Raw genomic sequence first — 25,255 nt, forward strand, 5'->3', positions numbered from 1 at the left:
GATGCGCCCAGCTCTGTCCGACTACCAACATCTGGCCAGTGGCAAGGTCCGCGAGCTGTACCGGATCGACGACGGGCACCTGCTGTTCGTCGCCACCGATCGCATCTCGGCCTTCGACTACATCCTCGACAGCCAGATCCCCGACAAGGGTCGCATCCTGACCGCCATGAGCGTCTTCTTCTTCGACTACGTTGAGGCGCCAAACCACCTGGCAGGCCCACCCGACGACCCGCGCATCCCCGAGGAAGCGCTTGGCCGCGCGCTCGTGGTCGAGGAGCTCGAGATGATGCCCGTCGAGGCCGTGGCGCGCGGCTACCTGACCGGCTCCGGGCTGATCGACTACCAGAAGACGGGCTCGGTGTGCGGCATCGCGCTGCCGCCCGGTCTGGTCGAGGCCAGTAAGTTCGCCGAGCCGTTGTTCACACCGGCGACCAAAGCCGAGCTGGGCGCCCACGACGAGAACATCTCGTTCGACGACGTGATCGAGATGGTGGGCGCGGTGCGGGCCAACCAACTGCGGGAGCTCACCCTGAAGACCTACATCCAGGGCGCCGACCACGCGCTGACCAAGGGCATCATCGTCGCCGACACCAAGTTCGAGTTCGGCGTCGACAAGGACGGCAACCTGCGACTGGCCGACGAGATCTTCACACCGGACTCCAGCAGATACTGGCGCGCCGACGACTATCAGGAAGGCGTCGTGCAGAACAGCTTCGACAAGCAGTTCGTCCGCAACTGGTTGATCGGCCCGGAGTCCGGCTGGGACCGCAACGGCGACACCCCGCCACCGCCGCTGCCCGCCGACATCATTGATGCCACCCGGGCGCGTTATATCGAAGCCTACGAACGCATCTCGGGCCTGAAGTTCGACGACTGGATCGGAGCGAGTGCGTGAAGCCGCCCATCGCCAAACGGGTCGACCATCGCAGGGAGTACCACGGTGACGTCTTCATCGATCCCTACGAATGGCTGCGCGACAAGTCCGACCCCGACGTGATTGCCTATCTCGAGGCCGAGAACGCATACACCGAGCATGCCACCGCGACGCTTGCGCCGTTGCGGCAGAAGATCTTCGACGAGATCAAGGCCCGCACCAAGGAGACCGACCTCTCGGTGCCGACACGCCGCGGCGACTGGTGGTACTACGGTCGCAGCTTCGAGGGCAAGCAGTACAACGTGCACTGCCGTTGCCCAGTAACCGATGTCGGCGACTGGGTACCACCGCAGTTCGACGAACAGACCGAGATCCCTGGCGAGCAGATCCTCATCGACGAGAACGCCGAGGCCGAGGGGCACGACTTCTTCGCGCTGGGCGCCGCGTCGGTGAGTCTGGACGGAAACATCATCGCGTACTCGGTCGACACCAAGGGTGACGAGCGATACACCCTGCGATTCAAGGATTTACGTACACAGCAGTTGTACGACGACGAGATCGTCGGCATCGCCGCAGGCGTGACGTGGGCCGCCGACAACCGCACCGTCTATTACACGACGGTGGACGACGCGTGGCGCCCCGACACCGTCTGGCGGCACCGCATCGGATCCGGGCTGCCCGCCGAGCAGGTGTACCACGAACCCGACGAGAAGTTCTGGCTGGCGGTCGGGCGCACCCGCAGCGACAAGTTCATCCTCATCGCTGCGGGCTCCGCCGTCACCTCCGAGGTCCGCTACGGCGACGCCGCCGACCCACAGACGGAGTTCACCCCGGTGTGGCCACGCCGCGAACTCGTCGAGTACTCGGTGGAACACGCCATCGTCGGCGGTGAGGACCGGTTCCTGATCCTGCACAACGACGGCGCCGAGAACTTCACGCTTGTCGAGGCGCCGGTGGCCGACCCCACCGCCCTGCGCACCCTGATCGAGCACCGCGACGACGTGCGACTCGACTCCGTCGACGCATTCGAGGGGCACCTGGTCGTCGGCTATCGCAGTGAGGCGCTGCCCAAGATCCAGCTCTGGCCCATCGTGAATACGGGGGCCAACGTCACCTACGGCCATCCCGAGGACCTCACCTTCGAATCCGAACTGATGTCGGCGGGCCTTGCCGGAAACCCGAACTGGAGCTCGCCGAAGCTGCGGATCGGCGCCACGTCGTTCGTCATCCCGCTGCGGATCTACGACGTCGACCTGGCGTCGGGTGAGCGCACACTGCTGCGCGAGCAACCGGTGCTGGGTGACTACCGGCCGCAGGACTACGTGGAGCGCCGGGACTGGGCCGTCGCCTCCGACGGTGCGCGCGTGCCGATCTCGATCGTCCACCGCATCGGCCTGCAGTACCCCGCCCCGTTGATGCTTTACGGCTACGGGGCCTACGAGTCGTGCGAGGACCCGCGGTTCTCCATCGCCCGGCTGTCGCTGCTCGACCGCGGCATGGTGTTCGCGGTCGCGCATGTGCGCGGCGGAGGGGAGCTCGGCCGGCCGTGGTACGAACACGGAAAGCTGCTCGAGAAGAAGAACACCTTCACCGATTTCATCGCCGTCGCACAGCATCTCGTCGACACCGACATCACCCGGCCGGAGAACATGGTCGCCTACGGCGGCAGCGCGGGTGGCCTGCTGGTCGGGGCCGTCACCAATATGGCTCCGGAGCTCTTCGCGGGTGTGCTCGCCCTGGTGCCCTTCGTCGACCCGCTGACCACCATCCTCGACCCGTCGCTACCGCTGACGGTCACCGAGTGGGACGAGTGGGGAAACCCCTTGCAGGACAAAGAAGTCTACGACTACATGAAGTCCTACTCGCCGTACGAGAACGTCGAGGCGAAGAACTACCCGCCGATCCTGGCCATGACGTCGCTGAACGACACCCGGGTGCTGTACGTCGAGCCGGCGAAATGGGTTGCCGCGCTGAGGCACACCGCGGGCGGTGCACCGTCGGTGCTGCTCAAGACCGAGATGAACGCGGGCCACGGTGGTATCAGCGGACGCTACGAACGGTGGAAAGAGACGGCGTTCCAATACGCGTGGCTATTGGATGCCGCCAAAGCCGACCACGACGGTGGCGGCGCCTAGGTAGACGACCTCCTCGAGGGTGCGGAGGTCGAGCCGCGTGGTCATGGACTTCGGCGGGTTGGGCATCCGCGCCGCGTACACGTTCGCCGGGAACATCGCCAGCATCAGCAGGAACAGGCATGCGGCCGCGGCGACCCGTGTCGGCGGATAGAGCAGTCCCGCGGCGCCCGCGAGTTCGAGGACGCCGGTGATGCTGACCAGCAGCCCGGGAGCCGGCAGCCGCGGCGGGACGATCGCGATCATGTCGCGTCGCAGCGGATTGACGAAGTGCGCGACGCCGGTAAGCACGAACATCGCGGCGAGACCGACGGCGATCGCGGACGGCCAGCTGTCGACGTAGTCCACCCCCAGCCAACCGGCCAGGCGCGCGGCGAGAGTGCCGAGCACGAGTGTGACGATGGCGGCCATGACGACTCCAATCTAGACAGTGGCAAGATGCAACATAGGCAACAATCTAGGCATTGTCAAGATTCCCGGTTATGATGGCCGACATGAGCAGGGCTTCCTATCACCACGGCGACCTGAAGGCCGTCATCCTGGCGCAGGCCGCCGAACTCGTGGCCCAGCGTGGCGCTGACGGGATCTCGCTACGCGAACTGGCCAGGGAAGCCGGGGTGTCGCATGCGGCGCCTGCGCATCACTTCACCGATCGTCGGGGCCTCTTCACCGCGCTGTCCGCCCAGGGCTGGCGACTGCTGGCCGAGGCGCTCACCGGGGCCAGACCCGATTTCGTCGAGGCGGCGCTGGCCTACGTGCGGTTCGCGCTCGACCATCCCGGGCACTACGCCGTGATGTTCGACCGCTCGCTCGTCGATCCCGACAACCCCGAGTTGCTCGCGGCGCAGGAGGCGGCGGGTGCGGAGTTGCGGCGGGGCGTCGGCACCCTCGACGATGCGCGCGCCGCGAAGGACCCCCAAGCCGCGGCGTTGGCGGCCTGGTCTCTGGTGCATGGCTTTTCGCTGTTGTGGCTCAACAAGGCGATCGACACCGACGGCGATCCGATGGAGACCGTGCACCGTGTCGCAGGCATGCTGTTCAAGACACGGTAGCGTGCCAGTCATGACCGATACTTCGCTCACCGACATCCCACTGACCACGCTCGACGGTCAACCGACCACACTCGGCCAACTCGCCGACGGTGCCGCACTGGTGGTCAACGTCGCCTCCAAATGTGGCCTCACACCGCAGTACACCGCGTTGGAGAAGTTGGCCAAGGACTACCGGGACCGCGGCCTGACCGTCATCGGTGTGCCGTGCAACCAGTTCATGGGACAGGAGCCGGGTACGGCCGAGGAGATCGCCGAGTTCTGCTCGACCACATACGGGGTGACGTTCCCGCTGCTGGAGAAGACCGACGTCAACGGAGAGAACCGCCATCCCCTCTACGCCGAGCTGACCAAGACGCCCGACGATGCGGGCGATGCGGGCGACATCCAGTGGAACTTCGAGAAGTTTCTGTTGGCGCCCGGCGGAAAGGTCGTCAAGCGCATCCGGCCGCGGACCGAACCCGACGCCCCCGAGGTGATCGCGGCCATCGAAGAAGTCCTGCCGCGATAGCCGAAAAGACAACTGCAGTACGGGTGTTGGACACCGTCGCGACACCTGACGTTGCCACACTGAGGGCGTGGCTGGACAACTGATCGTCTCGATCTCCGGCATCAGCGACCGCACCATGGCCGAAGTCGACGACTTCTGCGGTTCGCTCGACGCCCGCGGCGTGCCGGTGTCGTTTCTGGTGGCGCCCCGAATCAAGGGTGGATACCGGCTCGATGACGACGCAGCGACGGTCGGATGGCTCACCGCCCGCCGCGACGCCGGCGACGCCATCGTGCTGCACGGTTTCGACGAGGCCGCCACCAAAAAGCGGCGAGGCGAGTTCGCGACTCTGCCTGCGCACGAAGCCAATCTGCGGCTGATGGCCGCCGACCGGGTGATGGAGCAAGTGGGGCTGCGCACGCGCCTGTTCGCCGCACCGGGCTGGACGTTGTCGCCGGGAACGGTTACGGCCCTGCCCCGCAACGGTTTTCGGGCAGCGGCGGCATTGACCGAGATCATGGACCTGGTGCGCCACACGGCAATCCGGGCACGGGTACTCGGCATCGGCGAGGGATTTCTGAGCGAACCCTGGTGGTGTCGCACGCTCGTACTGTCGGCCGAACGCACGGCCCGGCGCGACGGTATCGTGCGCGTCGCCGTCGCCGCCCGTCACCTACGCCGGCCCGCGCCCCGGCAGGCGATGCTCGACGCCGTCGACCTCGCGCTGATGCACCGGTGCACACCCGCGGTGTACCGATGGACGCCGTACAGCGCATTGACAGACGCCGCATAGCCACCGCCCGCTAACGTGGCGGCCATGGCAGACGCTGATGTCATCGTGGTGGGGGCGGGTCTGGCCGGACTGGTCGCCGCATGTGAACTGGCTGAACGCGGACGGAAGGTCCTGATCGTCGACCAGGAGAACGCCAACAACGTCGGGGGCCAGGCGTACTGGTCGTTCGGCGGGCTGTTCTTCGTCGACAGCCCCGAGCAGCGCCGGTTGGGTATCCGCGACAGCCACGAGCTGGCGCTACAGGACTGGCTCGGCTCGGCGGGATTCGACCGGCCCGAGGACCACTGGCCGCGGCAGTGGGCCCACGCGTACGTCGACTTCGCCGCGGGGGAGAAACGCGGCTGGCTGCACGAGCGCGGACTCAAGACGTTCCCGGTGGTCGGGTGGGCCGAACGCGGCGGCTACGACGCTCGCGGACACGGCAACTCGGTGCCGCGGTTTCACATCAGTTGGGGCACTGGACCCGCGATCGTCGAGGTCTTCGCCCGTCGCCTGCGCGACAACGCCGACGTCCGATTCGAACACCGGCGTCGCGTCGACGAACTGATCGTCGAGGACGGCGCCGCCGTCGGTGTCCGTGGCGCGGTGCTGGAACCGTCGAACGACCCGCGCGGTGTGGCGTCATCGCGAAACACCGTCGGCGAGTTCGAGTTCCGGGCGCAAGCGGTTATCGTCGCCAGCGGGGGGATCGGCGGCAACCACGACCTCGTCCGGCAGAACTGGCCGAAGCGGATGGGCCGGGTGCCCGAACAGTTGCTGAGCGGAGTGCCCGCGCACGTCGACGGGCGGATGATCGGTATCACCGAGTCGGCGGGCGCACGCGTGATCAACAGCGACCGGATGTGGCACTACACCGAGGGCATCACCAACTACGACCCGATCTGGCCGCTGCACGGCATCCGGATCATTCCCGGTCCGTCGTCGATGTGGCTGGATGCCACCGGAAAGCGGTTGCCGCCACCGCTTTATCCCGGCTTCGACACGCTCGGGACGTTGGAGTACATCGCCCAGACCGGTCACGACTACACGTGGTACGTGCTCAACGCTCGCATCATCGAGAAGGAGTTCGGGCTGTCGGGTCAGGAGCAGAACCCGGATCTGACGGAGCGCAGCGTGCGCCAGGTGCTGGCCCGCATCCGGCCGGGCCCGCCGCCGCCCGTGCAGGCGTTCATCGACAAGGGCGTCGACTTCGTGACGGCGAACTCCTTGCGCGAGTTGGTATCCAAGATGAACGCGGTGCCCGACGTCGAACCGCTCGACTACGACCAGGTCGAGGCGGAGGTCACCGCCCGCGACCGCGAGGTCGTCAACAAGTACACCAAGGACAGTCAGATCACCGCCATCCGCGGAGCGCGGGCCTTCCTGTCCGACAGGATCAGCCGCGTCGTGGCACCGCACCCGATCACCGACCCCAAGGCGGGTCCGTTGATCGCGGTCAAGCTGCACATCCTCACCCGTAAGTCGTTGGGCGGCTTGGAAACCGACCTCGACTCCCGGGCACTGCGACACGACGGATCGGTGTTCAGCGGTCTGTATGCCGCGGGGGAGGCCGCCGGGTTCGGTGGCGGCGGCGTGCACGGGTACCGCTCGCTCGAGGGCACGTTCCTGGGTGGGTGCGTGTTCTCCGGACGCGCGGCGGGCCGGGCGGCGGCACGCGATACCGCGTAAACCAAGTCGCGAACAGACGCAAGGGCCCCGACACGCCGAAGAAATTGTGCACTTTGCGACTGCTCGCGAATTAGAAGTCCGTGCCGTTTTCTTCCTCGAGCACCTGGAAGTCAGTATCCGTCATCTCTTCCAGCCGGCCGTAGAAGATGCCGCGCGCATCGGGATTGACGAAGCCCTGATGGATCGGCACCGCATGTGCCGGTGCCACCGCGCGCAGATACTCCACCGCCTCCGAGACCTTCATCCACGGTGCGGCGGCAGGCGTCGCGAGCACGTCGACCGGCTCGCCGGGAACAAACAGCGCATCGCCGGGATGCATGAGCCGTGCAGCGTGGCTGCCGTCGCCGATGAGATACGAAATGTTGTCTATCACAGGGATTTCCGGGTGGATCACCGCGTGGCGCCCGCCCGTGCCCCGCACGGTGAGGTGGCCGACGCTGAATTCGTCGCCGGCGTGCACCGCCTGCCATGAGCCGCCGAGCTGTGCGGCGGTCTGCGGATCGGCGTAGAGCGCCGCCTGCGGGTTGGCGTCCAGAAGAGCTGGCAGGCGCGACGTATCGGCGTGGTCGGGGTGCTGATGGGTGATCAGGATGGCGGACAGACCCGTGATGCCCTCGAATCCGTGAGAGAACACACCAGGATCGAACAGAATCGTGGTCTCGTTCGCGGAATCGTCACGAAAGTTCGCGAGTAGGCAGGAATGGCCGAAATGCGTCAATTGCATGCCTATATTGTGCGCGCAGGGATTCCCCAGGGGGTACTTCGGACGTGCGATTGTTGCTGGCGTTGGCCGTCGCCACATACGGGTTGGTCATCGCCCCAGGCACGTCGGCCACTGCCGTGCCCGGTGTCTGCCCGCCGATCTGCGACGCGATCCCCGACGGAGCGTGGATCGAGCCCACCGCGGTGCCGCTCTACGACGTCTATCACTGGCCGGGCCTCGCCAATGTCGCCGTCACAGCGCCCGCCCCGCGGTTCACCTTCGAGGAGGTCTGCTTGTCCCCGCCGATCATCGGCGACGCCCGCAACTATGCCGTGGCCGCGCAGGCGACGGTGCCCAATCCGCCCGGGCAGTGGCAGCTGCGGGCGCAGGTCGTGCACTGGCGCGGCGACACCGCGCATTTCGGTCCGACGGCGGCCGCGACCCTCGATCAGGCCAGGACCCGGCTGAGGGACTGCCAGGTCACCGCGCCGCTGGCGTCCCCGTCGATCACCACCAGCGAGCCGTTGCGCCTGGCGGCGGTGATCAGCGTCGCCGGTCAGCGGGTGATCCATCAGTACCTGCTCGCCGACCCGGCCAGCAGCACCGTCGTCGAACTGGCGATGTGGTCGACTCTGCCGCCGCTGGTGCCCTGGCCTGCGGTGCCCGACCAGCAGGTGCTCGACGCGATGGCCGCCCCGCTGTGCGATGTGTATCTCGGATCGTGCCGGTGAGGCGTGCCGGCCGAACCCGCAGGTAGAGTGATCGCCGTGGCAAGGGTGGTGGTGAATGTAATGCCCAAGGCCGAGATCCTCGACCCTCAGGGGCAGGCGATCGTCGGCGCGCTGGGACGTCTCGGGTTCGGAGGCGTCTCAGATGTACGGCAGGGCAAGCGATTTGAGCTCGAGGTCGACGACAGCATCGACGACGACACACTCGCCGAGATCGCCGAATCGCTGCTGGCGAACACCGTCATCGAGGACTGGAGTGTGAGCCGGGAACCGGCGGAGAACGACTCATGAGCGCCCGGGTGGGCGTCATCACATTTCCGGGCACACTCGACGACGTCGACGCCGCCAGGGCGGTCCGGCTGGCGGGCGGCGAAGCCGTCAGCCTCTGGCACGCCGACGCCGACCTCAAGCGGGTCGACGCGGTGGTGGTGCCCGGCGGCTTCTCCTACGGCGACTACCTCCGGACCGGGGCCATCGCGAAGTTCGCTCCGGTGATGGGCGAGGTCATCCGCGCCACCGCGCAGGGCCTTCCGGTTCTTGGGATTTGCAACGGGTTTCAGATCCTGTGCGAGGCGGGCCTCCTGCCGGGAGCGCTGACACGCAACGCCGGTCTGCACTTCGTCTGCCGGGACCTGTGGCTCGAGGTGGTGTCGAACTCGACGGCGTGGACCTCGCGCTACGAGGTGGGCGCCGACCTGCTGGTCCCGCTGAAGTCGGGTGAGGGCCGATACGTCGCCAGCGAGGCCGTGCTCGACAAGCTCGAGGGTGAGGGCAGGGTCGTCTTCCGGTACCGCGACAACCCGAACGGGTCGATGCGTGACATCGCGGGCATCGCGTCGGCCAACGGCCGGGTGGTCGGCCTCATGCCGCACCCCGAGCACGCCACCGAGGCGCTGACCGGCCCGTCGGACGACGGGCTCGGCCTGTTCTACTCCGCCCTGGACTCGGTGCTGGCCGCTTAGGCCGCGGGCCGGATCGCCGGCGCTCCGCCGCCGACCTGCAGCACGGCGCCGTTGACGTAACCGGCGCCGGGGGAGGCGAGAAAGGCCACGGCCCGCGCGATCTCCTCCGGTTCGCCTAGCCGCTTCATCGCCGTGGTGCGGGCGACGCCGTCGATGAAGTCGCCGAGCTCCGCCGTCCCCTCCGTCCGCACCGGTCCCGGAGAGACGGTGTTGACGCGGACCCCGGTTTCGCCGAACTCGTCGGCCCACAGCTTGGTCAGCAGGTCGATCGAAGCCTTGCTGGCGCCGTAGAGGCCTGCGCCCGCGGCGGGGGTGGTCGCGCCGATGGTGCTGATGTTGACGACCGAACCGTGGCCGCGTTCGATCATGCCTGGCACCAGCTGCTGGACCAGGATGTACGGGGCGCGGACGTTGGTGTCGAAGTGGAAGTCGAAGTCGGCGTCGACGGTTTCGAACGTCGGCGCCATCGCGTACACGCCGGCATTGTTGACCAGGACGTCCACCTGTCCGGCCTCGGCCGCAAGCCGCCGGACGTCGTCGGGATCGGACAGATCGGCGCCGATGAACCGGGCCTTTCCGCCGCTGTTCTCGATCTCTGTGACGACCTTGGCGCCGCGCTCGGCGTTGCGGCCGTGCACGATCACCTCGGCTCCCTCACGTGCGAGTTCGAGTGCGATCGCGCGCCCGATACCTGCGGTAGCCCCGGTCACAAGTGCTGTGCTGCCGTTGAAAGTGTTGGTCATGCACTGGGCAAGTCGTATTCAGGACCGTTTATTCCAGAACACTTATGGGGTCAGGGCGACCGATGCCTCCGCGGTGTAGCAGAGGAACGTCAACGTCTCCTCCAGGTACAGCTGGACGGTGCCGGCGTCGTGGGAGAGGTAGCCGATCGACACATCGGTGCCCAGCTGCAGGTCGAAATCGCCGCCGCGGGTGGACAACACGAATGCGCCGTCGATGGCGGGCGCCCAGATGATGTCGCCGTCCACCAGCCGGTTGAGGTGTTCGCGGATCGGATAGCCGTGCTGGGTGGTCTCGCTGACCTTCGTGTACACGTCGGCCGAAAGCAGTACCGAATACGGGCCTGCGACACCGGCGAGCCGCAGCTCCGACAGCGCCTGGGAGATGACGTCGGGGATGTCGCGGGCGTCGTCGGGCAGCGCCAGCGAAGGATTGCTGCTGCAGGCCCGGATGCCCTCGATGGATGCGGCGTCGTAGCCCTCGAAGATCGCGCGGTCCTCGACGAACGCCAGCTTCTTGGCGGCGTCCTTGACGGGATCCCAGTCGGAGTCCTGCGCGCCCCGCTCGACGTCGTCGATGTCGGTGCGGCTCAGCGTGAACGGAACCCGCAGCCGCACCAGCGGCTTGCTTTCGCGCAGGTGGGCCACGACGCCGTCAGCGGGTGGGGTGGTATCGCGCAGATGGCCGGTGCTGACGGCCGCGGTCACCGGGCCGCCCGGCTCGCTGACATCGACGACGCGACGTCCGGCGATGTTGCGTTTGAACGTGCGCGTGGCCTCCAATTCGATTTCTTCCCAAGCCGATTCGGTGATCGGAGCGAGCTCGCGATACAGGTTGTTCATCAACGGGTTCCTTTCAGGCTGCCGATGCGCAACGAACCGTCCCGGATGGGCACGTCGGCGGGCTGGTCATCGTCGTGTTCTGCTGCCGGATCCGAAGCCGGCAGCGGGGGCGGGTTGTCGAGGAAATCGGTGATCGGCGTGAAGAACTTGCCTCCGGTCACCGCGGTGGAGAACTCGAGGATGTGGTCGGTGTTGCCCGGCGGGTCGCCGATGAACATGTTGGTCAGCATCTTCTCGGTGACCGCCGCCGTGCGGGAGTAGCCGATGAAATACGTTCCGTACACGCCCTTTCCGACCTCGCCGAACGGCATGTTGTGCCGCACGATCTTGAGTTCGGTGCCGTCCTCGTCCTCGATGACGTTGAGCGCGATGTGGGAGTTGGCCGGTTTCACGTCGTCGGCCATCTCGATGTCCTCGAGCTTGGTTCTGCCGATCACCAGCTCCTGCTCGGTCACCGACAGCGCGTCCCACGCCGCCATGTTGTGCACGTACTTCTGCACGTGGACGTAACAGCCGCCGGCGAAATCGGGGTCCTCGTCGCCGATCTCGGTGGCGGACACCGCAAGTGGGCCGTCCGGGTTCTCCGTTCCGTCGACGAAGCCGAGCAGGTCGCGGTTGTCGAAGAAGCGGAAACCGTGGGTTTCGTCGACGACGGTGACGGCGCCGAGCGCCTTGACGATACGGCCCGCCAGCTCGAAGCACATGTCCAGCGAGACCGCCTTGATGTGGAACAACAGGTCGCCGGGGGTCGACGGCGCGTGATGGCGTCCGCCGTTCAACTCGATGAACGGCGTCAGCTCCTTGGGCTTCGGGCCCGAGAACAGCCGGTCCCACGCGTCGGATCCGATCGACGTCACCACCGACAGCTTCTTGTCGGGGTCGCGGAAGCCGACCGCACGCACCAGTCCGGAGATGTCGGGCAGCCCGTCGTGTACGGCCGCCTCGCCGCCCTCGTCGATGGTCACCACCAGGAAGATGGCGGCAGGTGTGAGCGGCGCTGTCACCGGCTGTGGCAGTGGGGCGGGCACCGTTCGACCCTAATTCAAGATCCCGGGCGATGATCGGAGAAGATGAAGAACCATGTCGGCAAGTCCACAGGGCCTGTGTGAGTTCATCGATGCGTCGCCCTCTCCGTTCCATGTCTGCGCGACGGCGTCAGACCGGTTGCGCGCGGCCGGTTTCACCGAGCTCTCGGAGGGCGATGCGTGGCCCGGCCAGGGACGCTTCTTCACCGTGCGTGCGGGCTCACTGGTGGCCTGGCAGTCCGCCGACCCCGACAGCGCGTTCCGGATCGTCGGCGCCCACACCGACAGCCCGAACCTGCGCGTCAAACAGCACCCGGACCGGTTCGTGTCGGGCTGGCAGGTGGTGGCGCTGCAGCCGTACGGCGGGGCGTGGCTCAACTCGTGGCTGGACCGCGATCTGGGCATCAGCGGACGGCTGTCGGTCCGGACGGGAAACGCGATCGACCACCGGCTGATCCGTATCGACGACCCGATTCTGCGTGTGCCACAGCTGGCGATCCATCTCGCCGAGGACCGCAAGTCGGTATCACTGGACCCGCAGCGCCATGTCAACGCCGTCTGGGGCGTCGGCAGCGGCACCCGGTCCTTCCTCGGCTACGTGGCCGAGCGCGCAGGCGTCGACGTCGCCGATGTCCTGGGCGCGGACCTGATGACCCACGACCTCGCCCCGTCGCGGCTCGTCGGTGCCGGACAGGAGCTGCTCAGTGCGCCGCGGCTGGACAACCAGGCGACCTGCTACGCGGGCCTGGAAGGTTTCCTGGCGGCCGAGCCCGGCCGGTACACCCCGGTGCTGGCGCTGTTCGACCATGAGGAGGTCGGTTCGCAGTCCGATCACGGCGCACAGTCCGAACTGCTGCTCACCGTGCTGGAGCGCATCACCCTGGCCGAAGGAGGCGGTCGGGAGCAGTTCCTGCGCAGGCTGCCCGGATCGATGGTGGCGTCGGGCGACATGGCCCACGCCACGCATCCGAACTATCCCGAGCGCCATGAGCCGGGCCACCCCATCGAGGTCAATGCGGGCCCGGTGCTCAAGGTTCAGCCGAACCTGCGCTATGCCACCGACGGCCGGACCTCGGCCGCGTTCGCGCTGGCGTGTGAGCAGGCCGGCGTCGCGCTACAGCGCTACGAGCACCGGGCCGATCTGCCGTGCGGGTCCACCATCGGACCCATGACCTCGGCACGCACCGGCATTCCGACGGTCGATGTGGGTGCGGCCCAACTGGCCATGCATTCGGCGCGTGAGGTCATGGGTGCCGACGACGTCGCGGCCTACGCGGCGGCCCTTGGCGCGTTCCTCGCCCCGGCCTGATTCACTCGGGATCGACCGAGTCGTAGCGGATGACGTTCTCCACGACGATGCCGTCGCGGCTGCGGACCCGGTCGAGGCCGCGGATCGCAATCGGACCGTCGGGTCCGGTGCCGCGTCCGACGTAGTGCAGGTACACCAGTTGTTCGCCGGGGGCGCTGCCGTCCACGGTGGCGCTGTCGACGAGCTGCAGCCGCAGGTCGGGCACCTCGTTGACGAGTTCGACGATCTTCGCGGTGTACGCATCGCGGCCGCGCACCGGCGTCGGCTCGCCCTGCCAGTAGCCGACGATGTCGTCGGCCAGGATGTCTCCGATACGTGACTCGGCGGGAGCGGCCCAGAAGGCCGCCCACATCTCGGCGCTGAACTTGGGTTGGGTTTGGGTTTCGGTCATGGCCCAAGCGTGCGGGCGATTGCGGGCCCGCTCAATTACGTGCGACGTAAGCGCTCTTGTCACCCGGCTGCTCTAGCGTCAAGACCATGGCACTCAAGGTGGAGATGATCACGTTCGACTGCGTCGACCCTGACGCGCTCGCCGACTGGTGGGCGCGCGCCGCCGGGGGCGACGTCAATGCCGTCGCGCCAGGCGAATTCGTCATGGTCGCCAGTGAAGGGGGACCCACGCTGGGCTTCCAGCGGGTACCTGATCCGACGCCCGGAAAGAACAAGGTCCATCTGGACTTCTACGCCGCCGACAAGGAGGCCGAGGTGGCGCGGCTGGTCGGTCTCGGCGCTCGGGAGACCGGACGTAACAGCTTCGGGGAGGACTTCAGTTGGGTCGTGATGGCCGACCCCGAGGGCAACGCGTTCTGCGTCGCGGGCGGCTGACCCCGACGACCAGAACCGCACTTCGGCGCCGGTGAGGGGCGTTTCGCTGGAAAGATCGCTCGCGTGCTGGCGTCGCTGATCGTCCTGTCGGTCGTGGTGGCCGGCTGGGCGCTCGGCGCCAAGCGCCTGGAACGGTGGCGGGTGACGGCGCCGATGATCCTGGTGCTCGCGGGTGTGGCTGTCGGCTTCCCCCTCCGGGGAGGGCTCGAATCCTCACTCGACGCCGAATTCGCCCAGAGCATCGCCGAGATCATTCTCGCGGTGCTGCTGTTCCTGGACGCCACCGACGTTCGGGGCGGCCTCTTCGGCACCGAACGGCGTGCCGCGGTACGGCTGTTGTTCGTGGCGATGCCGCTGAGCCTGGTGGCGTCCGTGCTGCTGGGCGAGTGGCTGCTCCCGGGCCTGGACTGGGCGGTGCTGCTCGTCATCGCCTGCGTCGTGGTCCCCATCGATTTCGCGCCTGCGGCGTCGATCCTGCGCGATGGGCGGGTACCCGAGCGCATCCGCAACGCACTGAAAGTCGAGGGAGGCTACAACGACGGAATCGTGTCGCCGGTGTTCATCTTCGCGCTCGTGCTCGCCGGCGACGAGTCGCGCGGCGCGACTCCGCTGCAAGCGCTGAGTTCGGCTCTGCCGCAAGCGATCAAGGCCATCATCGTCGGTCTCGTTGTCGGTGCGCTGCTGGCCGTCGCGGCCAACGCCGCCGAGCGGCGCGACCTGATGACCGACCAGTCGAAGCGGCTCATCCTGGTCACCGCACCGCTGTTGTCGTACGGGATGAGCGTGGCGATCTCCGGCAGCGGGTTCGTCGCCGCGTTCGTCTGCGGTATCGCGCTGAACTATCTGCGACGCTCGCCGAGCTTCCGCCGAGACCTCGAGCTCGTCGACGACGTCGGTGCGCTGCTCACCGCGGCGATGTGGTTCGTCTTCGGTGCCGTGACGGTCCTGGCGCTGTCCGCCGGCGTCCCGGTCGCCATGCTGGTCTTCTGCCTGATGGCCCTGACACTGGTTCGCATGGTGCCGATCCTGGTGGCGCTGATCGGTACGGGGTTCTCGTGGCGCGAGCGGGTGCTGATCGGCTGGTTGGGGCCGCGCGGCACGACCTCGATCGTGTTCGGTCTGCTGGCGTTCAACGTGCTGGCGGGCGACGCCGCCGACCAGGCGCTGCTGGCCACCGTCGTGGTGGTCCTCGGCAGCGTGGTGCTGCACGGAATCGGCGCGCCCGCGGCCGCGCACGCCCGGGGCCACTCGCAAACTAGACTGACCGCGTGACGTCGGAGCTAACCCACGGCTTGAATGTTCCTGACACCGTCGACCGTGCCGCCGCCACTCCGGACCAACCTCAGCCGCACCGCGAACTGGGCCTCAAGGACGACGAGTATCAGCGGATCCGCGAAATCCTCGGCCGTCGGCCCACCGACGCCGAACTGGCGATGTACTCGGTGATGTGGAGTGAGCACTGCTCCTACAAGTCTTCGAAGGTGCACCTGCGGTACTTCGGTGAGACCACCACCGAAGCGATGCGGGCAGGGATGCTTGCGGGTATCGGTGAGAACGCCGGCGTGGTGGACATCGGCGACGGGTGGGCGGCCACCTTCAAGGTCGAGTCCCACAACCACCCGTCCTACATCGAGCCCTACCAGGGTGCGGCCACCGGCGTCGGCGGCATCGTGCGCGACATCATGGCGATGGGCGCTCGCCCCGTGGCGGTGATGGACCAGTTGCGCTTCGGCGCGGCGGACGCACCCGACACCCGCCGCGTCGTCGACGGCGTCGTCCGCGGCATCGGTGGCTACGGCAACTCGCTCGGCCTGCCGAACATCGGCGGTGAGACGGTGTTCGACGCCTCCTATGCCGGCAACCCGTTGGTCAATGCGCTCTGCGTGGGCGTCCTGCGCAAAGAGGACCTGCACCTGGCGTTCGCGTCCGGCACCGGCAACAAGATAATCCTGTTCGGGGCGCGCACCGGACTCGACGGCATCGGTGGCGTCTCGGTGCTGGCGTCGGACACCTTCGGGGGCGACGAGAGCGGGGCGCCGGGACGCAAGAAACTGCCCTCGGTACAGGTCGGCGACCCGTTCATGGAGAAGGTGCTCATCGAGTGCTGCCTCGAGCTGTACGCCAAGAAACTGGTCGTCGGCATCCAGGATCTCGGCGGCGCCGGATTGTCCTGCGCGACATCCGAACTCGCGTCGGCGGGTGACGGAGGTATGCGGATCGAGCTGGACGCCGTGCCGCTGCGTGCCGAGAACATGACACCTGCGGAGATACTGTCGAGCGAGTCGCAGGAACGCATGTGCGCTGTCGTCGCACCGGAGAACGTCGAGGCGTTCATGGCGGTGTGCCGCAAGTGGGATGTGCTGGCCACCGTCATCGGCGAGGTCACCGACGGCGACCGCCTCGAAATCACCTGGCACGGCGAAACAGTCGTCGACGTACCGCCGCGCACCGTCGCACACGAGGGTCCCGTCTACGAGCGCCCCGTGCAGCGGCCCGACGCCCAGGACGCGCTTAACGCCGACACGTCCGCGAAGCTGCCGCGGCCCTCGACAGGCGAAGAGCTGCGCGCGACTCTCTTTGCGATGCTCGGCAGTCCACATCTGTGCAGCCGCGCGTTCATCACCGAGCAGTACGACCGCTACGTCCGCGGCAACACGGTGCTGGCCGAGCACGCCGACGGCGGCGTGTTGCGGGTGGACGAGGAGACCGGGCGGGGCATCGCTATCTCGACCGACGCGTCCGGCCGTTACACCGCACTCGACCCCTATGCGGGTGCGCAGCTGGCACTGGCCGAGGCGTACCGCAACGTCGCCGTCACCGGCGCCACCCCGGTCGCGGTCACCAACTGCCTCAACTTCGGCTCACCCGAAGATCCCGGTGTCATGTGGCAGTTCAGCCAGGCGGTGCGTGGCCTCGCCGATGGCTGTGCCGCACTTGGCATTCCGGTCACCGGCGGCAACGTCAGTTTCTACAACCAGACCGGGACCACGCCGATTCTGCCGACCCCGGTCGTCGGTGTGCTCGGCGTCATCGACGACGTGCGGCGCCGCATCCCGACCGGGTTGGGCACCGAACCGGGAGAGACGCTGATCCTGCTCGGGGACACCTACGACGAGTTCGACGGTTCGATCTGGGCGCAGGTCACCGCCGACCACCTGGGTGGCCTGCCGCCGAAGGTCGATCTGGAGCGCGAGAAGCTGCTCGCCGAGGTGTTGACGGCCGCATCGCGGGACGGGCTGGTGTCCGCCGCGCACGATCTGTCCGAGGGCGGGCTGATCCAGGCGGTCGTCGAGGCCGCGCTGGCCGGTGAAACCGGTTGCCGCATCATCATTCCCGAGAATGCCGATCCCTTCGTCACGCTGTTCTCGGAGTCGACGGGCCGTGTTCTCGTCGCGGTGCCGCGGACCGAGGAGAGCCGGTTCGTGGCGATGTGTGAGGCGCGCGGACTGCCCGCGACCCGCATCGGTGTCGTCGATCCCGGGCCGGAGCCGGGACAGGCCGCCGTCGAGGTGCAGGGTCTGTTTACCGCAAGTCTGGAGGACCTGCGAAGCACGTCGGAGGGCGTGCTTCCCGGGTTGTTCGGGTGAGTGCGCAGACCCGCGAACGACACCCACTACTCGTCTGGGCATGGAGCCTGGTCCGACTCGATTTCGTCGGCATCGCGTTCGGTGCGCTGTTCTTCTGCCTGTCGCTTACGCCGTCCCTTCTGCCGAGGGACTGGCTGTTCCAGGGGCTGATCGGCGGGCTGAACGCCGCCATCGGCTACGGCATCGGCGTGTTCGCCTGGCGGATGGTCAGCCGCTTCGTGATCGGCCGACGCCGGTGGCGGCCGTCGAAGGCGGTGCAGTACGCGATGAAGACCGCGACGGTGGTGCTGGCCGTCGGGGCATGTGTGCTGATGCTGATTCCCGCCGCCGCGTGGCAGCGCCAGGTGTCGGCGGTGGTGGGCATGGAAGGTCCGAACACTCTCGGATACCTGCGGACGCTGATCATCGCGGTGCTCGTCGCCGCCGCGTGCGTGAGTACCACCCGGGTACTGATCGACCTGATCAAGCTGATGGCGCGGTACTTGATCCGGCGCTGGCGGCTGAACGACGAGGTGGCCCTGTTCATCGGCACCGCGATCGTCGTGGTGCTGGCCATCACGCTGATCAACGGCGTCCTCGTTCGTGGCTTCCTCGCCGGAGCGAACCGGGTGTTCCAGCCGCAGAATTTCACCACGCGGCCCGGGATCGTCCAGCCGCTGGATCCCGAAAGATCCGGCAGCCCAATGTCTTTCGCGCCATGGGACACACTGGGGTACCAGGGCCGCAATTTCGTCGCGACCGGCCCGGACGCCGAGGAGCTGACGCGCATCAACGGCCGACCCGCCAAGGAGCCCATCCGCGCGTACGTGGGACTGCAGACCGCGGACACCGACGAACAGCGAATGGCGGTGCTGCTCAGTGAACTCGAGCGCACCGGCGCGTTCGAGCGCAAGCTGCTGGTGATCATCCCGACCACCGGCACAGGGTGGATCAACCCCATCGCCGCGCGGTCGATCGAGTTGATGTACAACGGCGACACCGCACTCGTCGGCTCGCAGTATTCGTATCTGCCGAGCTGGATCTCGTTCCTGGGTGATCAGCAGAAGTCGATGCACTCCGGCCGCATGATGATCAACGCGATCCACGAAAGGTGGGCGAAACTGCCCCCGGACCGGCGGCCGAAGCTGGTGCTCTACGGCGAGAGCCTCGGGTCGATGGCGGGCCAGGGTGCGTTCGCGTGGCTGCCCGACATCGCCGAGATGGGCTTCTCGTCGGTGCTGTGGGTGGGCCCGCCCAACGCGAGCCCGTTGTGGCGTGCCATCACCGCGCGCCGCGACCCCGGCACCCCGGAGATCAGGCCACGCTACGACAACGGCCGCACCGTACGCTTCACCGAGGCCATCGACGCGCAGGAGATCGCCGCGGTGGCGGCGGCACCGTGGGAGGGCACCCGCGTGCTGTTCATGCAGCACCCGTCCGATCCGGTGGTGTGGTGGTCGCCGGACCTGCTGTTCACCAGACCGGACTGGCTGAAGGAACCGCCCGGCCGCGACCGCACGGCGTCGATGAGGTGGTACCCGATCATCACGTTCTGGCAGGTCGCCGTCGACATGACCAACGCCAGTTCGGTACCTGCCGGGCACGGCCACAACTACGGTGACTTCATCCTCGACGGCTGGGTCGCCGTCGCCCCGCCCGACGGCTGGACCCCCGAGGACACCGAGCGCATCCGCATTGCAATGCAGAAGACGGAATCCGAAGACGGTCCCGAATACTAGTGAAAGCCAAGAGGATTCGGGCTCTGGGCCTGGCGGCGGCGCTCGTCGCGTGGAGCCTGGTGGTACCCCGGCTGCCATCGCGCTGGCACCCCGTTCCACACGCCGTCGTCAGCACGGCGCTGGCCGCGCTGACCCGTGCCCCGCTGGGTATTCGCCAGCCCGCGGCGGGCGCTCGCCTCGGCCTCGGCGCCGCCGTCCCGATCGTCCTGTCCGTCGCGCTGAGCGCGGCGTTACCGCGGGTGCGGGCGGAGATGGCCGGCCGCGACCTGCCCGCCGGCGTTCTGCAATGGCTGTTGCTCGGCATCCCACTGGGGACCGTCTGGTCGGAGGAGGCGGCCTTCCGCGGTGCGCTGGGCACCGTCGCCGCCGACGCGTTCGGGCCCACGGGCGGCCCGCTGGTGCAGGCGGCGGCATTCGGGTTGTCGCACATCCACGACGCGCGCAGCACCGGCGAGCCCGTGGTGCCGACGGTGCGTGTCACCGGGCTGGCCGGGTGGGCCTTCGGCTGGCTCTACGACCGTTCGGGCGGACTGATCGCGCCGATGCTGGCGCATCTGGCACTCAATGAGTCGGGAGCAGTCGCGGCACTTACCGTGCAACGCATAAGGTCTGCCCATGGTCAGCGCTGACAGAGTCGCGGCAAGAACATTCGTCGTCACCGGTGCGGCGTCAGGCATCGGCCTGGCCACCGCCCGGCGGCTGCTGGCCGAGGGCGGTGAGGTGATCGGTACCGACCTGACCGCGCCCACCGAGGATCTCGGCGAGCGGTTCCGGTTCGTCGCCGCGGATGTCGTCGACGAAGACGCGGTCGCCGCCGTGTTCGCCGCGGCTGAGGGCCGTGTCGATGGCGTGGTCCACTCGGCGGGCGTGGCCGGTGGCGGGCCGGTCCACCTGCTCCCCAAAGAGGAGTGGGAACGGGTCATCTCGATCAACCTCACCGGCACGTTCGTCGTCGCGAAGGCCGCGCTGGCCAAGATGATCGAACAGCCGCGGGTCGACGGCGAGCGCGGGTCGATCGTGGCCCTTGCCAGCGTCGAGGGCCTGGAAGGCACGGCGGGCGGTAGCGCATACAACGCGTCCAAGGGCGGCGTCGTGCTGCTCACCAAGAACATCGCGCTGGACTACGGCCCGAGCGGTATCCGCGCCAACGCCATCTGCCCCGGTTTCATCGACACGCCGATGCTCGAGAGCGTGATGGGGTTCGAGGGTATGGCAGAGCCGCTGCAGTCCATCACCGAAGAACATGCGTTGCAGCGCAGGGGCCGGCCCGATGAGATCGCCGCAATGGCAGCGTTTTTGGTGTCGACGGATGCGTCGTTCGTCACCGGGCAGGCGATCGCGGTCGACGGCGGCTACACCGCGGGCCGCGACCACGGGGTCGTCAAGATGTTCGGTTTCCCCGACTGAGACGTCGACCGGGCCTAGGGGTTGATGGTCAACTCGCCGACCTGGCGGCCCCATACGTATTCGATGAGGATCGGCTGGCCGAGTTCGGCGTGGTTGTACGGCGCGATGCTGGCGCCGGTGTCCATCACCAGATACGGCGCGGGCCACAACTCGCGCGAGATCTTCTGCCAACAGCCTGGACGGCCCTCGGGGCCACCTCTGGCGTTCACGCGCGGCAGGTTGTCGGGGTAGATGTACGGGTTGCCCGCGCCCGCGAACGTGCCCGTCGACGTGGCCAGCGAGAAGCCGTTGCCACCCAGCGTCTTGGCAACCTTCTCCTCGATCTCGGCGTAGTTGCGCAGCGTGCAGAACAGCTGCGGGCTGTAGTAGTCGAACAGCGCCGACGTCGCCACCAGATCGGCGGCGGCGCGGACGAAGTACGGTCCGCCGCGGTCGAACGTGTCGGCCGCCGCGTCGGCGAAGCCCAGCGCGCTCATCAGCGCGGCGTCGATGTCGGATCGATGCGCGTTGAACGTGCGCGCCGTGGTCACCGCGTCGGTGAGACCGCCCCACAGATCCGGTGACGCATCGGCGTACACGTCGACGAGGTCTGCAAGCAGTCGGGTGTCCTGGCGGATCTGCGGCATCCGCGCGTTGAGGTCGTCGATGATGGCGTTGCCGTTGGTGAGCGATTCACCGAACCGATCGCCGAGACCCGTCAACGCCTCGGCCGTGGCGGTCAGCGTCTGGTTCAGCTTGATCGGGTCGACCTGTTCGGCCAGGGACAGCACGGTCTCGAACAGGGTGTTGAACTCCGTGCTCACCGACGACACATCGATCACCTGGTCGGACGAAACATGTTGCGGTGACGGATCATCCGGTGAACTCAGCGAGATGTACTTGTTGCCGAACACGGTGGTGGCCTGGATATCGGCGATCACATTGACCGGAATGATCTTGAGGTAGTCCGGGTCGACGTCGAGCGACAGGCGCGCCTTGGCGGCGCCGTCCACATCGACGATGCCGATCCGACCCACCCGGCCGATCTCCACCCCGTTGTAGGTCACCTTGGCGCCCGGCTCCACGACCAGACCCGCACGCGGCGAAAGGAGGGTGAGTTCGGTGGAGCGGATGAAGTCGCCGCGGAACTGTAGATAGAGCAACCCTGCCGCCACCGTGGCGATCACCAGCAGTAGCACACCCGCCGTCCGGTAGGGCGGATTGTGGCGGTCGACAGACACTTTCAGAATCTAAGGTATGGCCACCTCTCGTAGGGCAGATCCGGCAAGGACGCGTGCGGCGGTTTCGGCGATCGCCGAATGGTTGCGCGACGAGAGCGCACCCGCGCCCGCGCGTGCCGAGTTGGCCGACGCGGTGCGCTTGACCGCACGCACGCTCGCCGCCGTCGCGCCGGGTTCATCCGTCGAGGTCCGCGTCCCACCGTTTGTTGCAGTGCAATGTATTTCGGGACCCGCGCACCGGCGTGGCAATCCGCCGAACGTGGTGGAGACCGACCCACGCACCTGGTTGCTGCTCGCGACCGGCCTGCTCGATGTGGCCGGTGCCGCGGCGGGCGGTGCGCTGCAGCTGTCTGGTTCGCGCGCCGACGAGGTGGCCGCGTGGCTGCCGCTGGTCCGCCTCGACCGTTAACTTCGCCACACCTGCGTCGACACAGTGAAGGAGGGCACTGGTCCGCACCGCGCCCGTGACCTGGAGAATCGCCGACGATGCGCTTGTGAGCAGGGAATTGAAGGCCCTGTCGCGGGTGTTGATTTCGTCGCAAGACACCCGCGATCTATTCCGTGTTTGACCAGTGATGACCGTAGACTGAGCAGGTCTACCCACCCCGCCCTGGGAGCAGCCATATCGTGACCGGCCCGCAGCCCGATCCAGAACCCCGCGAAGAGTGTGGCGTATTCGGCGTCTGGGCGCCGGGCGAAGAAGTCGCCAAGCTCACGTACTACGGTCTCTACGCGCTACAGCACCGCGGCCAGGAGGCGGCCGGCATGGCCGTCGCCGATGGTTCGCAGGTGCTGGTCTTCAAAGATCTCGGCCTGGTGAGCCAGGTCTTCGACGAGCAGACCCTGGCGGCCATGGAAGGCCACGTCGCCATCGGGCATTGCCGCTACTCGACCAGCGGATCCACCACCTGGGAGAACGCCCAGCCGGTGTTCCGCAACACGGCGGCAGGCACCGGGGTTGCGCTGGGCCACAACGGCAACCTGGTCAACGCCGCCGATCTAGCCACGCGTGCGCGTGAGGCGGGGCTGCTGGAAACCCGTGGCGGACCCACGGCCACCACCGACTCCGACATCCTGGGCGCGCTGCTCGCCCACGGTGCCGCCGACTCGACGCTGGAGCAGGCCGCACTCGAACTGCTGCCGACCGTGCGAGGCGCGTTCTGTCTGACCTTCATGGACGAGACGACCCTCTATGCGGCCCGCGACCCCTATGGCGTGCGGCCGCTTTCGTTGGGGCGGCTGGACCGCGGCTGGGTTGTCGCGTCGGAGACCGCCGCGCTCGACATCGTCGGCGCCTCGTTCGTGCGCGACATCGAACCCGGTGAGCTCCTGGCCATCGACGCCGACGGTGTGCGCTCGACCCGCTTCGCGAACCCCGAGCCCAAGGGCTGCGTCTTCGAGTACGTGTATCTGGCCCGGCCGGACAGCACCCTCGCGGGCCGTTCCGTGCACGCCGCCCGCGTGGACATCGGCCGCCGGCTGGCCCGAGAGAAGCCCGTCGAGGCCGACCTGGTGATCGGCGTGCCGGAGTCGGGCACACCTGCCGCCGTCGGATACGCGCAGGAGTCGGGTATCCCGTACGGGCAGGGTCTGATGAAGAACGCCTATGTGGGGCGCACGTTCATCCAGCCGTCGCAGACCATCCGCCAGCTCGGTATCCGGCTGAAGCTCAACCCGCTCAAGGAAGTGATCCGCGGTAAGCGATTGATCGTCGTGGACGACTCCATCGTGCGCGGCAACACGCAGCGGGCACTGGTGCGGATGCTGCGGGAGGCCGGCGCCGTCGAGGTGCACGTGCGCATCGCGTCGCCACCGGTGAAGTGGCCGTGCTTCTACGGCATCGACTTCGCCACGCCCGCCGAGTTGATCGCCAACGCCGCCAGCACCGAGGACGATCCGAGCGAGATGCTCGAGGGCGTGCGGCACGCCATCGGTGCCGACACGTTGGGCTACATCTCGCAGCGGGGCATGATCGCGGCCACGGAGCAGCCCGCGTCGCGGCTGTGCTCGGCGTGCTTCGACGGCAAGTATCCGATCGAGCTGCCGGGCGAAACGGCGTTGGGCAAGAACGTGATCGAGCACATGCTGGCGACCGCGGCTCGCACCGGGGTGCCGATTCAGGCCGAGAACGACAACGTCTCGGCCCTGCGCAGGCCCTAGGGCACGTTCAGCACCAGCTTTCCGATCACCTCGCGGTTGGCCAACCGTTGCAGCGCCTTCGGTAACTCCTCGAACGCCACCCGCTCGGTGACCGCGCAGCGCAGCCGTCCCGCGGTCACGAGTTCGGACAGCTTGGCGTGTACCGCCTCGAGTTCGTCGCGGATGTAGCCGCCTGCGAACACGCCGACCACCGAGGTGCCGGTCATGACAAGCAGTTGGGTGTCGATGGCCGGCCAGCGGCCGCTGGCGAATCCGACGGCGAGCAGTCGCCCACCCCGTGTCAGCGCACCGTGTGCCTGCTCGGCGGTCTCGCCGCCGACGGGGTCGTAGATCAGGTCGACGCCGCGCCCGCCGGTGGCGGCACGCAATTCTTCCGCCAGCCCGCCGCCGCGGTTCACGATGACCGCCTCGGCTCCCAGGTCGCGGCAGAACTGCGCCTTCTGTTCGTCGCCGACGACGGCGAGCACCTTGGCCCCCAGCGCGTTGCCGAGCTGAACGGCCGCGATGCCGCTACCGCCTGCCGCGCCGAGCACGGCCAACCAGTCGCCGGCGGCGATCCCGCCCCGATCCACGAGAGTCAGCCAGCCGGTCATATGCGGAATCCAGAAGCCCGCGGCGGCGGCGTCGTCGAGTGCGTTGGGCACCGGGAAGGCCTGTTCGGCGGCCACGACCGTGTATTCGGCGAATGATCCGTGGCCCTCGATGAACCCGCTTGTCGACATCACTCGGGTGCCGATCGGGGTGTCGACTCCGTCGCCGACGGCCGTCACGACACCGGCGAGCTCCTGTCCGGGCGTGAACGGCAGCGGGGGAGTCAGCGGATACGTGGCGCGTGCCATCAGGACGTCGGGCAGTCCGATACCCGCGGCGGCGACCCGCACCTGCAACTGCCCGGGCCCGGGCGGCGGGATCGGTACGTCCGCGAGCTTGAGGACGTCGATGGGCTCGCCCTTGCCGTGCACCTGCCAGGCGCGCATCGGATACCTCCAGACTGTGCGCCGGGTGCCCCTCGACAGTCGGCG

General features: G+C 67.7%; 26 protein-coding genes. 18 read left to right on the forward strand and 8 right to left on the reverse strand.

Translation table 11 applies throughout. The annotated features are described in order from the left end of the window. Position 1: 1 nt before the first annotated feature. Positions 2-895, forward strand: a complete 894-nt coding sequence (locus G6N43_RS06580; protein WP_083153614.1) for a phosphoribosylaminoimidazolesuccinocarboxamide synthase — start codon at positions 2-4, stop codon at positions 893-895. Beyond that, a complete protein-coding gene (locus tag G6N43_RS06585; RefSeq protein ID WP_083153616.1) occupies positions 892-3,009 on the forward strand; it encodes a S9 family peptidase in 2,118 nt (705 codons plus the stop codon). Before G6N43_RS06580 ends, G6N43_RS06585 begins: the two co-directional genes overlap by 4 nt. Here G6N43_RS06585 and G6N43_RS06590 read toward each other — a convergent pair. Further along, positions 2,965-3,417, reverse strand: a complete 453-nt coding sequence (locus tag G6N43_RS06590) for a DoxX family protein (protein WP_083153618.1) — start codon at positions 3,415-3,417, stop codon at positions 2,965-2,967. The genes G6N43_RS06585 and G6N43_RS06590 overlap by 45 nt on opposite strands. 83 nt (positions 3,418-3,500) lie before the next feature. Between G6N43_RS06590 and G6N43_RS06595 the strand changes: the two genes are divergently transcribed. The 4 genes from G6N43_RS06595 (at position 3,501) to G6N43_RS06610 (ending at position 7,006) form a co-directional block, all read left to right on the forward strand. Continuing rightward, positions 3,501-4,058, forward strand: coding sequence for a TetR/AcrR family transcriptional regulator (locus G6N43_RS06595; protein ID WP_083153804.1), 558 nt, complete (start codon positions 3,501-3,503; stop codon positions 4,056-4,058). 10 nt (positions 4,059-4,068) lie between these two features. Further along, positions 4,069-4,566: a glutathione peroxidase gene (locus G6N43_RS06600; RefSeq protein ID WP_083153619.1), complete on the forward strand. Its 498-nt coding sequence runs from the start codon at positions 4,069-4,071 to the stop codon at positions 4,564-4,566. Between the two features lie 67 nt (positions 4,567-4,633). Continuing rightward, the gene (locus tag G6N43_RS06605) at positions 4,634-5,338 is read left to right on the forward strand and encodes a DUF2334 domain-containing protein (RefSeq protein WP_083153621.1); all 705 of its coding nucleotides are present in this window, start codon (positions 4,634-4,636) and stop codon (positions 5,336-5,338) included. Between the two features lie 24 nt (positions 5,339-5,362). After that, positions 5,363-7,006, forward strand: a complete 1,644-nt coding sequence (locus tag G6N43_RS06610) for an FAD-binding dehydrogenase (protein WP_083153806.1) — start codon at positions 5,363-5,365, stop codon at positions 7,004-7,006. 70 nt (positions 7,007-7,076) lie between these two features. Here the strand turns inward: G6N43_RS06610 and G6N43_RS06615 are convergent, their stop codons facing one another. Further along, positions 7,077-7,730 (reverse strand): MBL fold metallo-hydrolase, encoded by a 654-nt coding sequence (locus G6N43_RS06615; protein WP_083153623.1) that lies wholly within the window; start codon positions 7,728-7,730, stop codon positions 7,077-7,079. Between the two features lie 44 nt (positions 7,731-7,774). Here G6N43_RS06615 and G6N43_RS06620 point away from each other — a divergent pair, with 44 nt between their 5' ends. The 3 genes from G6N43_RS06620 to purQ are packed head-to-tail and all read left to right on the forward strand — an operon-like array spanning position 7,775 to position 9,399. Further along, positions 7,775-8,440, forward strand: a complete 666-nt coding sequence (locus tag G6N43_RS06620; protein ID WP_083153626.1) for an ATPase — start codon at positions 7,775-7,777, stop codon at positions 8,438-8,440. 36 nt (positions 8,441-8,476) lie between these two features. Next, positions 8,477-8,728: a phosphoribosylformylglycinamidine synthase subunit PurS gene (gene purS / locus G6N43_RS06625; protein ID WP_083153808.1), complete on the forward strand. Its 252-nt coding sequence runs from the start codon at positions 8,477-8,479 to the stop codon at positions 8,726-8,728. Beyond that, the gene (purQ, locus tag G6N43_RS06630) at positions 8,725-9,399 is read left to right on the forward strand and encodes a phosphoribosylformylglycinamidine synthase subunit PurQ (protein ID WP_083153628.1); all 675 of its coding nucleotides are present in this window, start codon (positions 8,725-8,727) and stop codon (positions 9,397-9,399) included. The genes purS and purQ overlap by 4 nt, the downstream gene beginning before the upstream one ends. On the opposite strand, the gene G6N43_RS06635 is transcribed toward purQ, so the two are convergent. Genes G6N43_RS06635 through G6N43_RS06645 form a run of 3 tightly spaced genes read right to left on the reverse strand, consistent with a single transcriptional unit; the run spans position 9,396 to position 12,010 of the window. After that, complete coding sequence (locus G6N43_RS06635) at positions 9,396-10,142, reverse strand: SDR family NAD(P)-dependent oxidoreductase (protein WP_083153630.1); 747 nt, start codon at positions 10,140-10,142, stop codon at positions 9,396-9,398. The genes purQ and G6N43_RS06635 overlap by 4 nt on opposite strands. Before the next feature lie 42 nt (positions 10,143-10,184). After that, a complete protein-coding gene (locus tag G6N43_RS06640; protein WP_083153632.1) occupies positions 10,185-10,982 on the reverse strand; it encodes a family 1 encapsulin nanocompartment shell protein in 798 nt (265 codons plus the stop codon). After that, on the reverse strand, positions 10,982-12,010 hold the full coding sequence (locus G6N43_RS06645) for a Dyp-type peroxidase (protein WP_083153634.1): 1,029 nt from the start codon (positions 12,008-12,010) through the stop codon (positions 10,982-10,984). Before G6N43_RS06645 ends, G6N43_RS06640 begins: the two co-directional genes overlap by 1 nt. Before the next feature lie 52 nt (positions 12,011-12,062). Here G6N43_RS06645 and G6N43_RS06650 point away from each other — a divergent pair, with 52 nt between their 5' ends. Beyond that, positions 12,063-13,316 (forward strand): M18 family aminopeptidase, encoded by a 1,254-nt coding sequence (locus G6N43_RS06650; protein WP_083153636.1) that lies wholly within the window; start codon positions 12,063-12,065, stop codon positions 13,314-13,316. A 1-nt stretch (position 13,317) separates the two neighbouring features. Here G6N43_RS06650 and G6N43_RS06655 read toward each other — a convergent pair whose 3' ends face one another. Next, positions 13,318-13,707, reverse strand: a complete 390-nt coding sequence (locus tag G6N43_RS06655; RefSeq protein WP_083153638.1) for a nuclear transport factor 2 family protein — start codon at positions 13,705-13,707, stop codon at positions 13,318-13,320. Positions 13,708-13,793: 86 nt separating this feature from the next. On the opposite strand from G6N43_RS06655, the gene G6N43_RS06660 reads away from it, so the two are divergent. From G6N43_RS06660 to G6N43_RS06685, 6 genes are all read left to right on the forward strand, one after another. Next, positions 13,794-14,141 (forward strand): VOC family protein, encoded by a 348-nt coding sequence (locus G6N43_RS06660; RefSeq protein ID WP_083153640.1) that lies wholly within the window; start codon positions 13,794-13,796, stop codon positions 14,139-14,141. A gap of 63 nt (positions 14,142-14,204) precedes the next feature. Continuing rightward, positions 14,205-15,413, forward strand: a complete 1,209-nt coding sequence (locus tag G6N43_RS06665; protein ID WP_083153642.1) for a cation:proton antiporter — start codon at positions 14,205-14,207, stop codon at positions 15,411-15,413. Then, a complete protein-coding gene (gene purL / locus G6N43_RS06670) occupies positions 15,410-17,728 on the forward strand; it encodes a phosphoribosylformylglycinamidine synthase subunit PurL (protein ID WP_083153644.1) in 2,319 nt (772 codons plus the stop codon). Before G6N43_RS06665 ends, purL begins: the two co-directional genes overlap by 4 nt. After that, a complete protein-coding gene (locus G6N43_RS06675) occupies positions 17,725-19,446 on the forward strand; it encodes an alpha/beta hydrolase (RefSeq protein ID WP_179967980.1) in 1,722 nt (573 codons plus the stop codon). The genes purL and G6N43_RS06675 overlap by 4 nt, the downstream gene beginning before the upstream one ends. Then, positions 19,446-20,075 carry an Rv0804 family intramembrane glutamic endopeptidase gene (locus G6N43_RS06680; protein WP_083153646.1) on the forward strand — a complete coding sequence of 210 codons (630 nt, stop codon included), beginning with the start codon at positions 19,446-19,448 and terminating at the stop codon, positions 20,073-20,075. Before G6N43_RS06675 ends, G6N43_RS06680 begins: the two co-directional genes overlap by 1 nt. Continuing rightward, positions 20,062-20,853 (forward strand): SDR family NAD(P)-dependent oxidoreductase, encoded by a 792-nt coding sequence (locus G6N43_RS06685; RefSeq protein WP_083153648.1) that lies wholly within the window; start codon positions 20,062-20,064, stop codon positions 20,851-20,853. Before G6N43_RS06680 ends, G6N43_RS06685 begins: the two co-directional genes overlap by 14 nt. A 14-nt stretch (positions 20,854-20,867) precedes the next feature. Here the strand turns inward: G6N43_RS06685 and G6N43_RS06690 are convergent, their stop codons facing one another. After that, positions 20,868-22,073: an MCE family protein gene (locus G6N43_RS06690; RefSeq protein ID WP_083153650.1), complete on the reverse strand. Its 1,206-nt coding sequence runs from the start codon at positions 22,071-22,073 to the stop codon at positions 20,868-20,870. A gap of 16 nt (positions 22,074-22,089) precedes the next feature. Between G6N43_RS06690 and G6N43_RS06695 the strand changes: the two genes are divergently transcribed. Continuing rightward, positions 22,090-22,482, forward strand: a complete 393-nt coding sequence (locus G6N43_RS06695) for a sterol carrier family protein (RefSeq protein WP_083153652.1) — start codon at positions 22,090-22,092, stop codon at positions 22,480-22,482. 218 nt (positions 22,483-22,700) lie between these two features. Next, positions 22,701-24,233: an amidophosphoribosyltransferase gene (gene purF, locus G6N43_RS06700; RefSeq protein ID WP_083153654.1), complete on the forward strand. Its 1,533-nt coding sequence runs from the start codon at positions 22,701-22,703 to the stop codon at positions 24,231-24,233. Here the strand turns inward: purF and G6N43_RS06705 are convergent. After that, on the reverse strand, positions 24,230-25,210 hold the full coding sequence (locus G6N43_RS06705) for an NADPH:quinone oxidoreductase family protein (RefSeq protein WP_163658029.1): 981 nt from the start codon (positions 25,208-25,210) through the stop codon (positions 24,230-24,232). The genes purF and G6N43_RS06705 overlap by 4 nt on opposite strands. Positions 25,211-25,255 lie beyond the last annotated feature (45 nt).

The organism is Mycolicibacterium moriokaense (genome assembly GCF_010726085.1).
GTDB classification, from domain to species: domain Bacteria; phylum Actinomycetota; class Actinomycetes; order Mycobacteriales; family Mycobacteriaceae; genus Mycobacterium; species Mycobacterium moriokaense.

Bases quoted from the DNA above. Each gene is read 5' to 3' on its own strand.
- G6N43_RS06650 (WP_083153636.1), top strand. From the start codon at position 12,063: ATGTCGGCAAGTCCACAGGGCCTGTGTGAGTTCATCGATGCGTCGCCC.
- G6N43_RS06640 (WP_083153632.1), bottom strand. From the start codon at position 10,982: ATGAACAACCTGTATCGCGAGCTCGCTCCGATCACCGAATCGGCTTGG.
- G6N43_RS06655 (WP_083153638.1), bottom strand. From the start codon at position 13,707: ATGACCGAAACCCAAACCCAACCCAAGTTCAGCGCCGAGATGTGGGCG.
- G6N43_RS06600 (WP_083153619.1), top strand. From the start codon at position 4,069: ATGACCGATACTTCGCTCACCGACATCCCACTGACCACGCTCGACGGT.
- purQ (WP_083153628.1), top strand. From the start codon at position 8,725: ATGAGCGCCCGGGTGGGCGTCATCACATTTCCGGGCACACTCGACGAC.
- G6N43_RS06615 (WP_083153623.1), bottom strand. From the start codon at position 7,730: ATGCAATTGACGCATTTCGGCCATTCCTGCCTACTCGCGAACTTTCGT.
- G6N43_RS06695 (WP_083153652.1), top strand. From the start codon at position 22,090: ATGGCCACCTCTCGTAGGGCAGATCCGGCAAGGACGCGTGCGGCGGTT.
- G6N43_RS06580 (WP_083153614.1), top strand. From the start codon at position 2: ATGCGCCCAGCTCTGTCCGACTACCAACATCTGGCCAGTGGCAAGGTC.
- G6N43_RS06660 (WP_083153640.1), top strand. From the start codon at position 13,794: ATGGCACTCAAGGTGGAGATGATCACGTTCGACTGCGTCGACCCTGAC.
- G6N43_RS06705 (WP_163658029.1), bottom strand. From the start codon at position 25,210: ATGCGCGCCTGGCAGGTGCACGGCAAGGGCGAGCCCATCGACGTCCTC.
- G6N43_RS06685 (WP_083153648.1), top strand. From the start codon at position 20,062: ATGGTCAGCGCTGACAGAGTCGCGGCAAGAACATTCGTCGTCACCGGT.
- G6N43_RS06590 (WP_083153618.1), bottom strand. From the start codon at position 3,417: ATGGCCGCCATCGTCACACTCGTGCTCGGCACTCTCGCCGCGCGCCTG.
- G6N43_RS06635 (WP_083153630.1), bottom strand. From the start codon at position 10,142: ATGACCAACACTTTCAACGGCAGCACAGCACTTGTGACCGGGGCTACC.
- G6N43_RS06610 (WP_083153806.1), top strand. From the start codon at position 5,363: ATGGCAGACGCTGATGTCATCGTGGTGGGGGCGGGTCTGGCCGGACTG.
- G6N43_RS06595 (WP_083153804.1), top strand. From the start codon at position 3,501: ATGAGCAGGGCTTCCTATCACCACGGCGACCTGAAGGCCGTCATCCTG.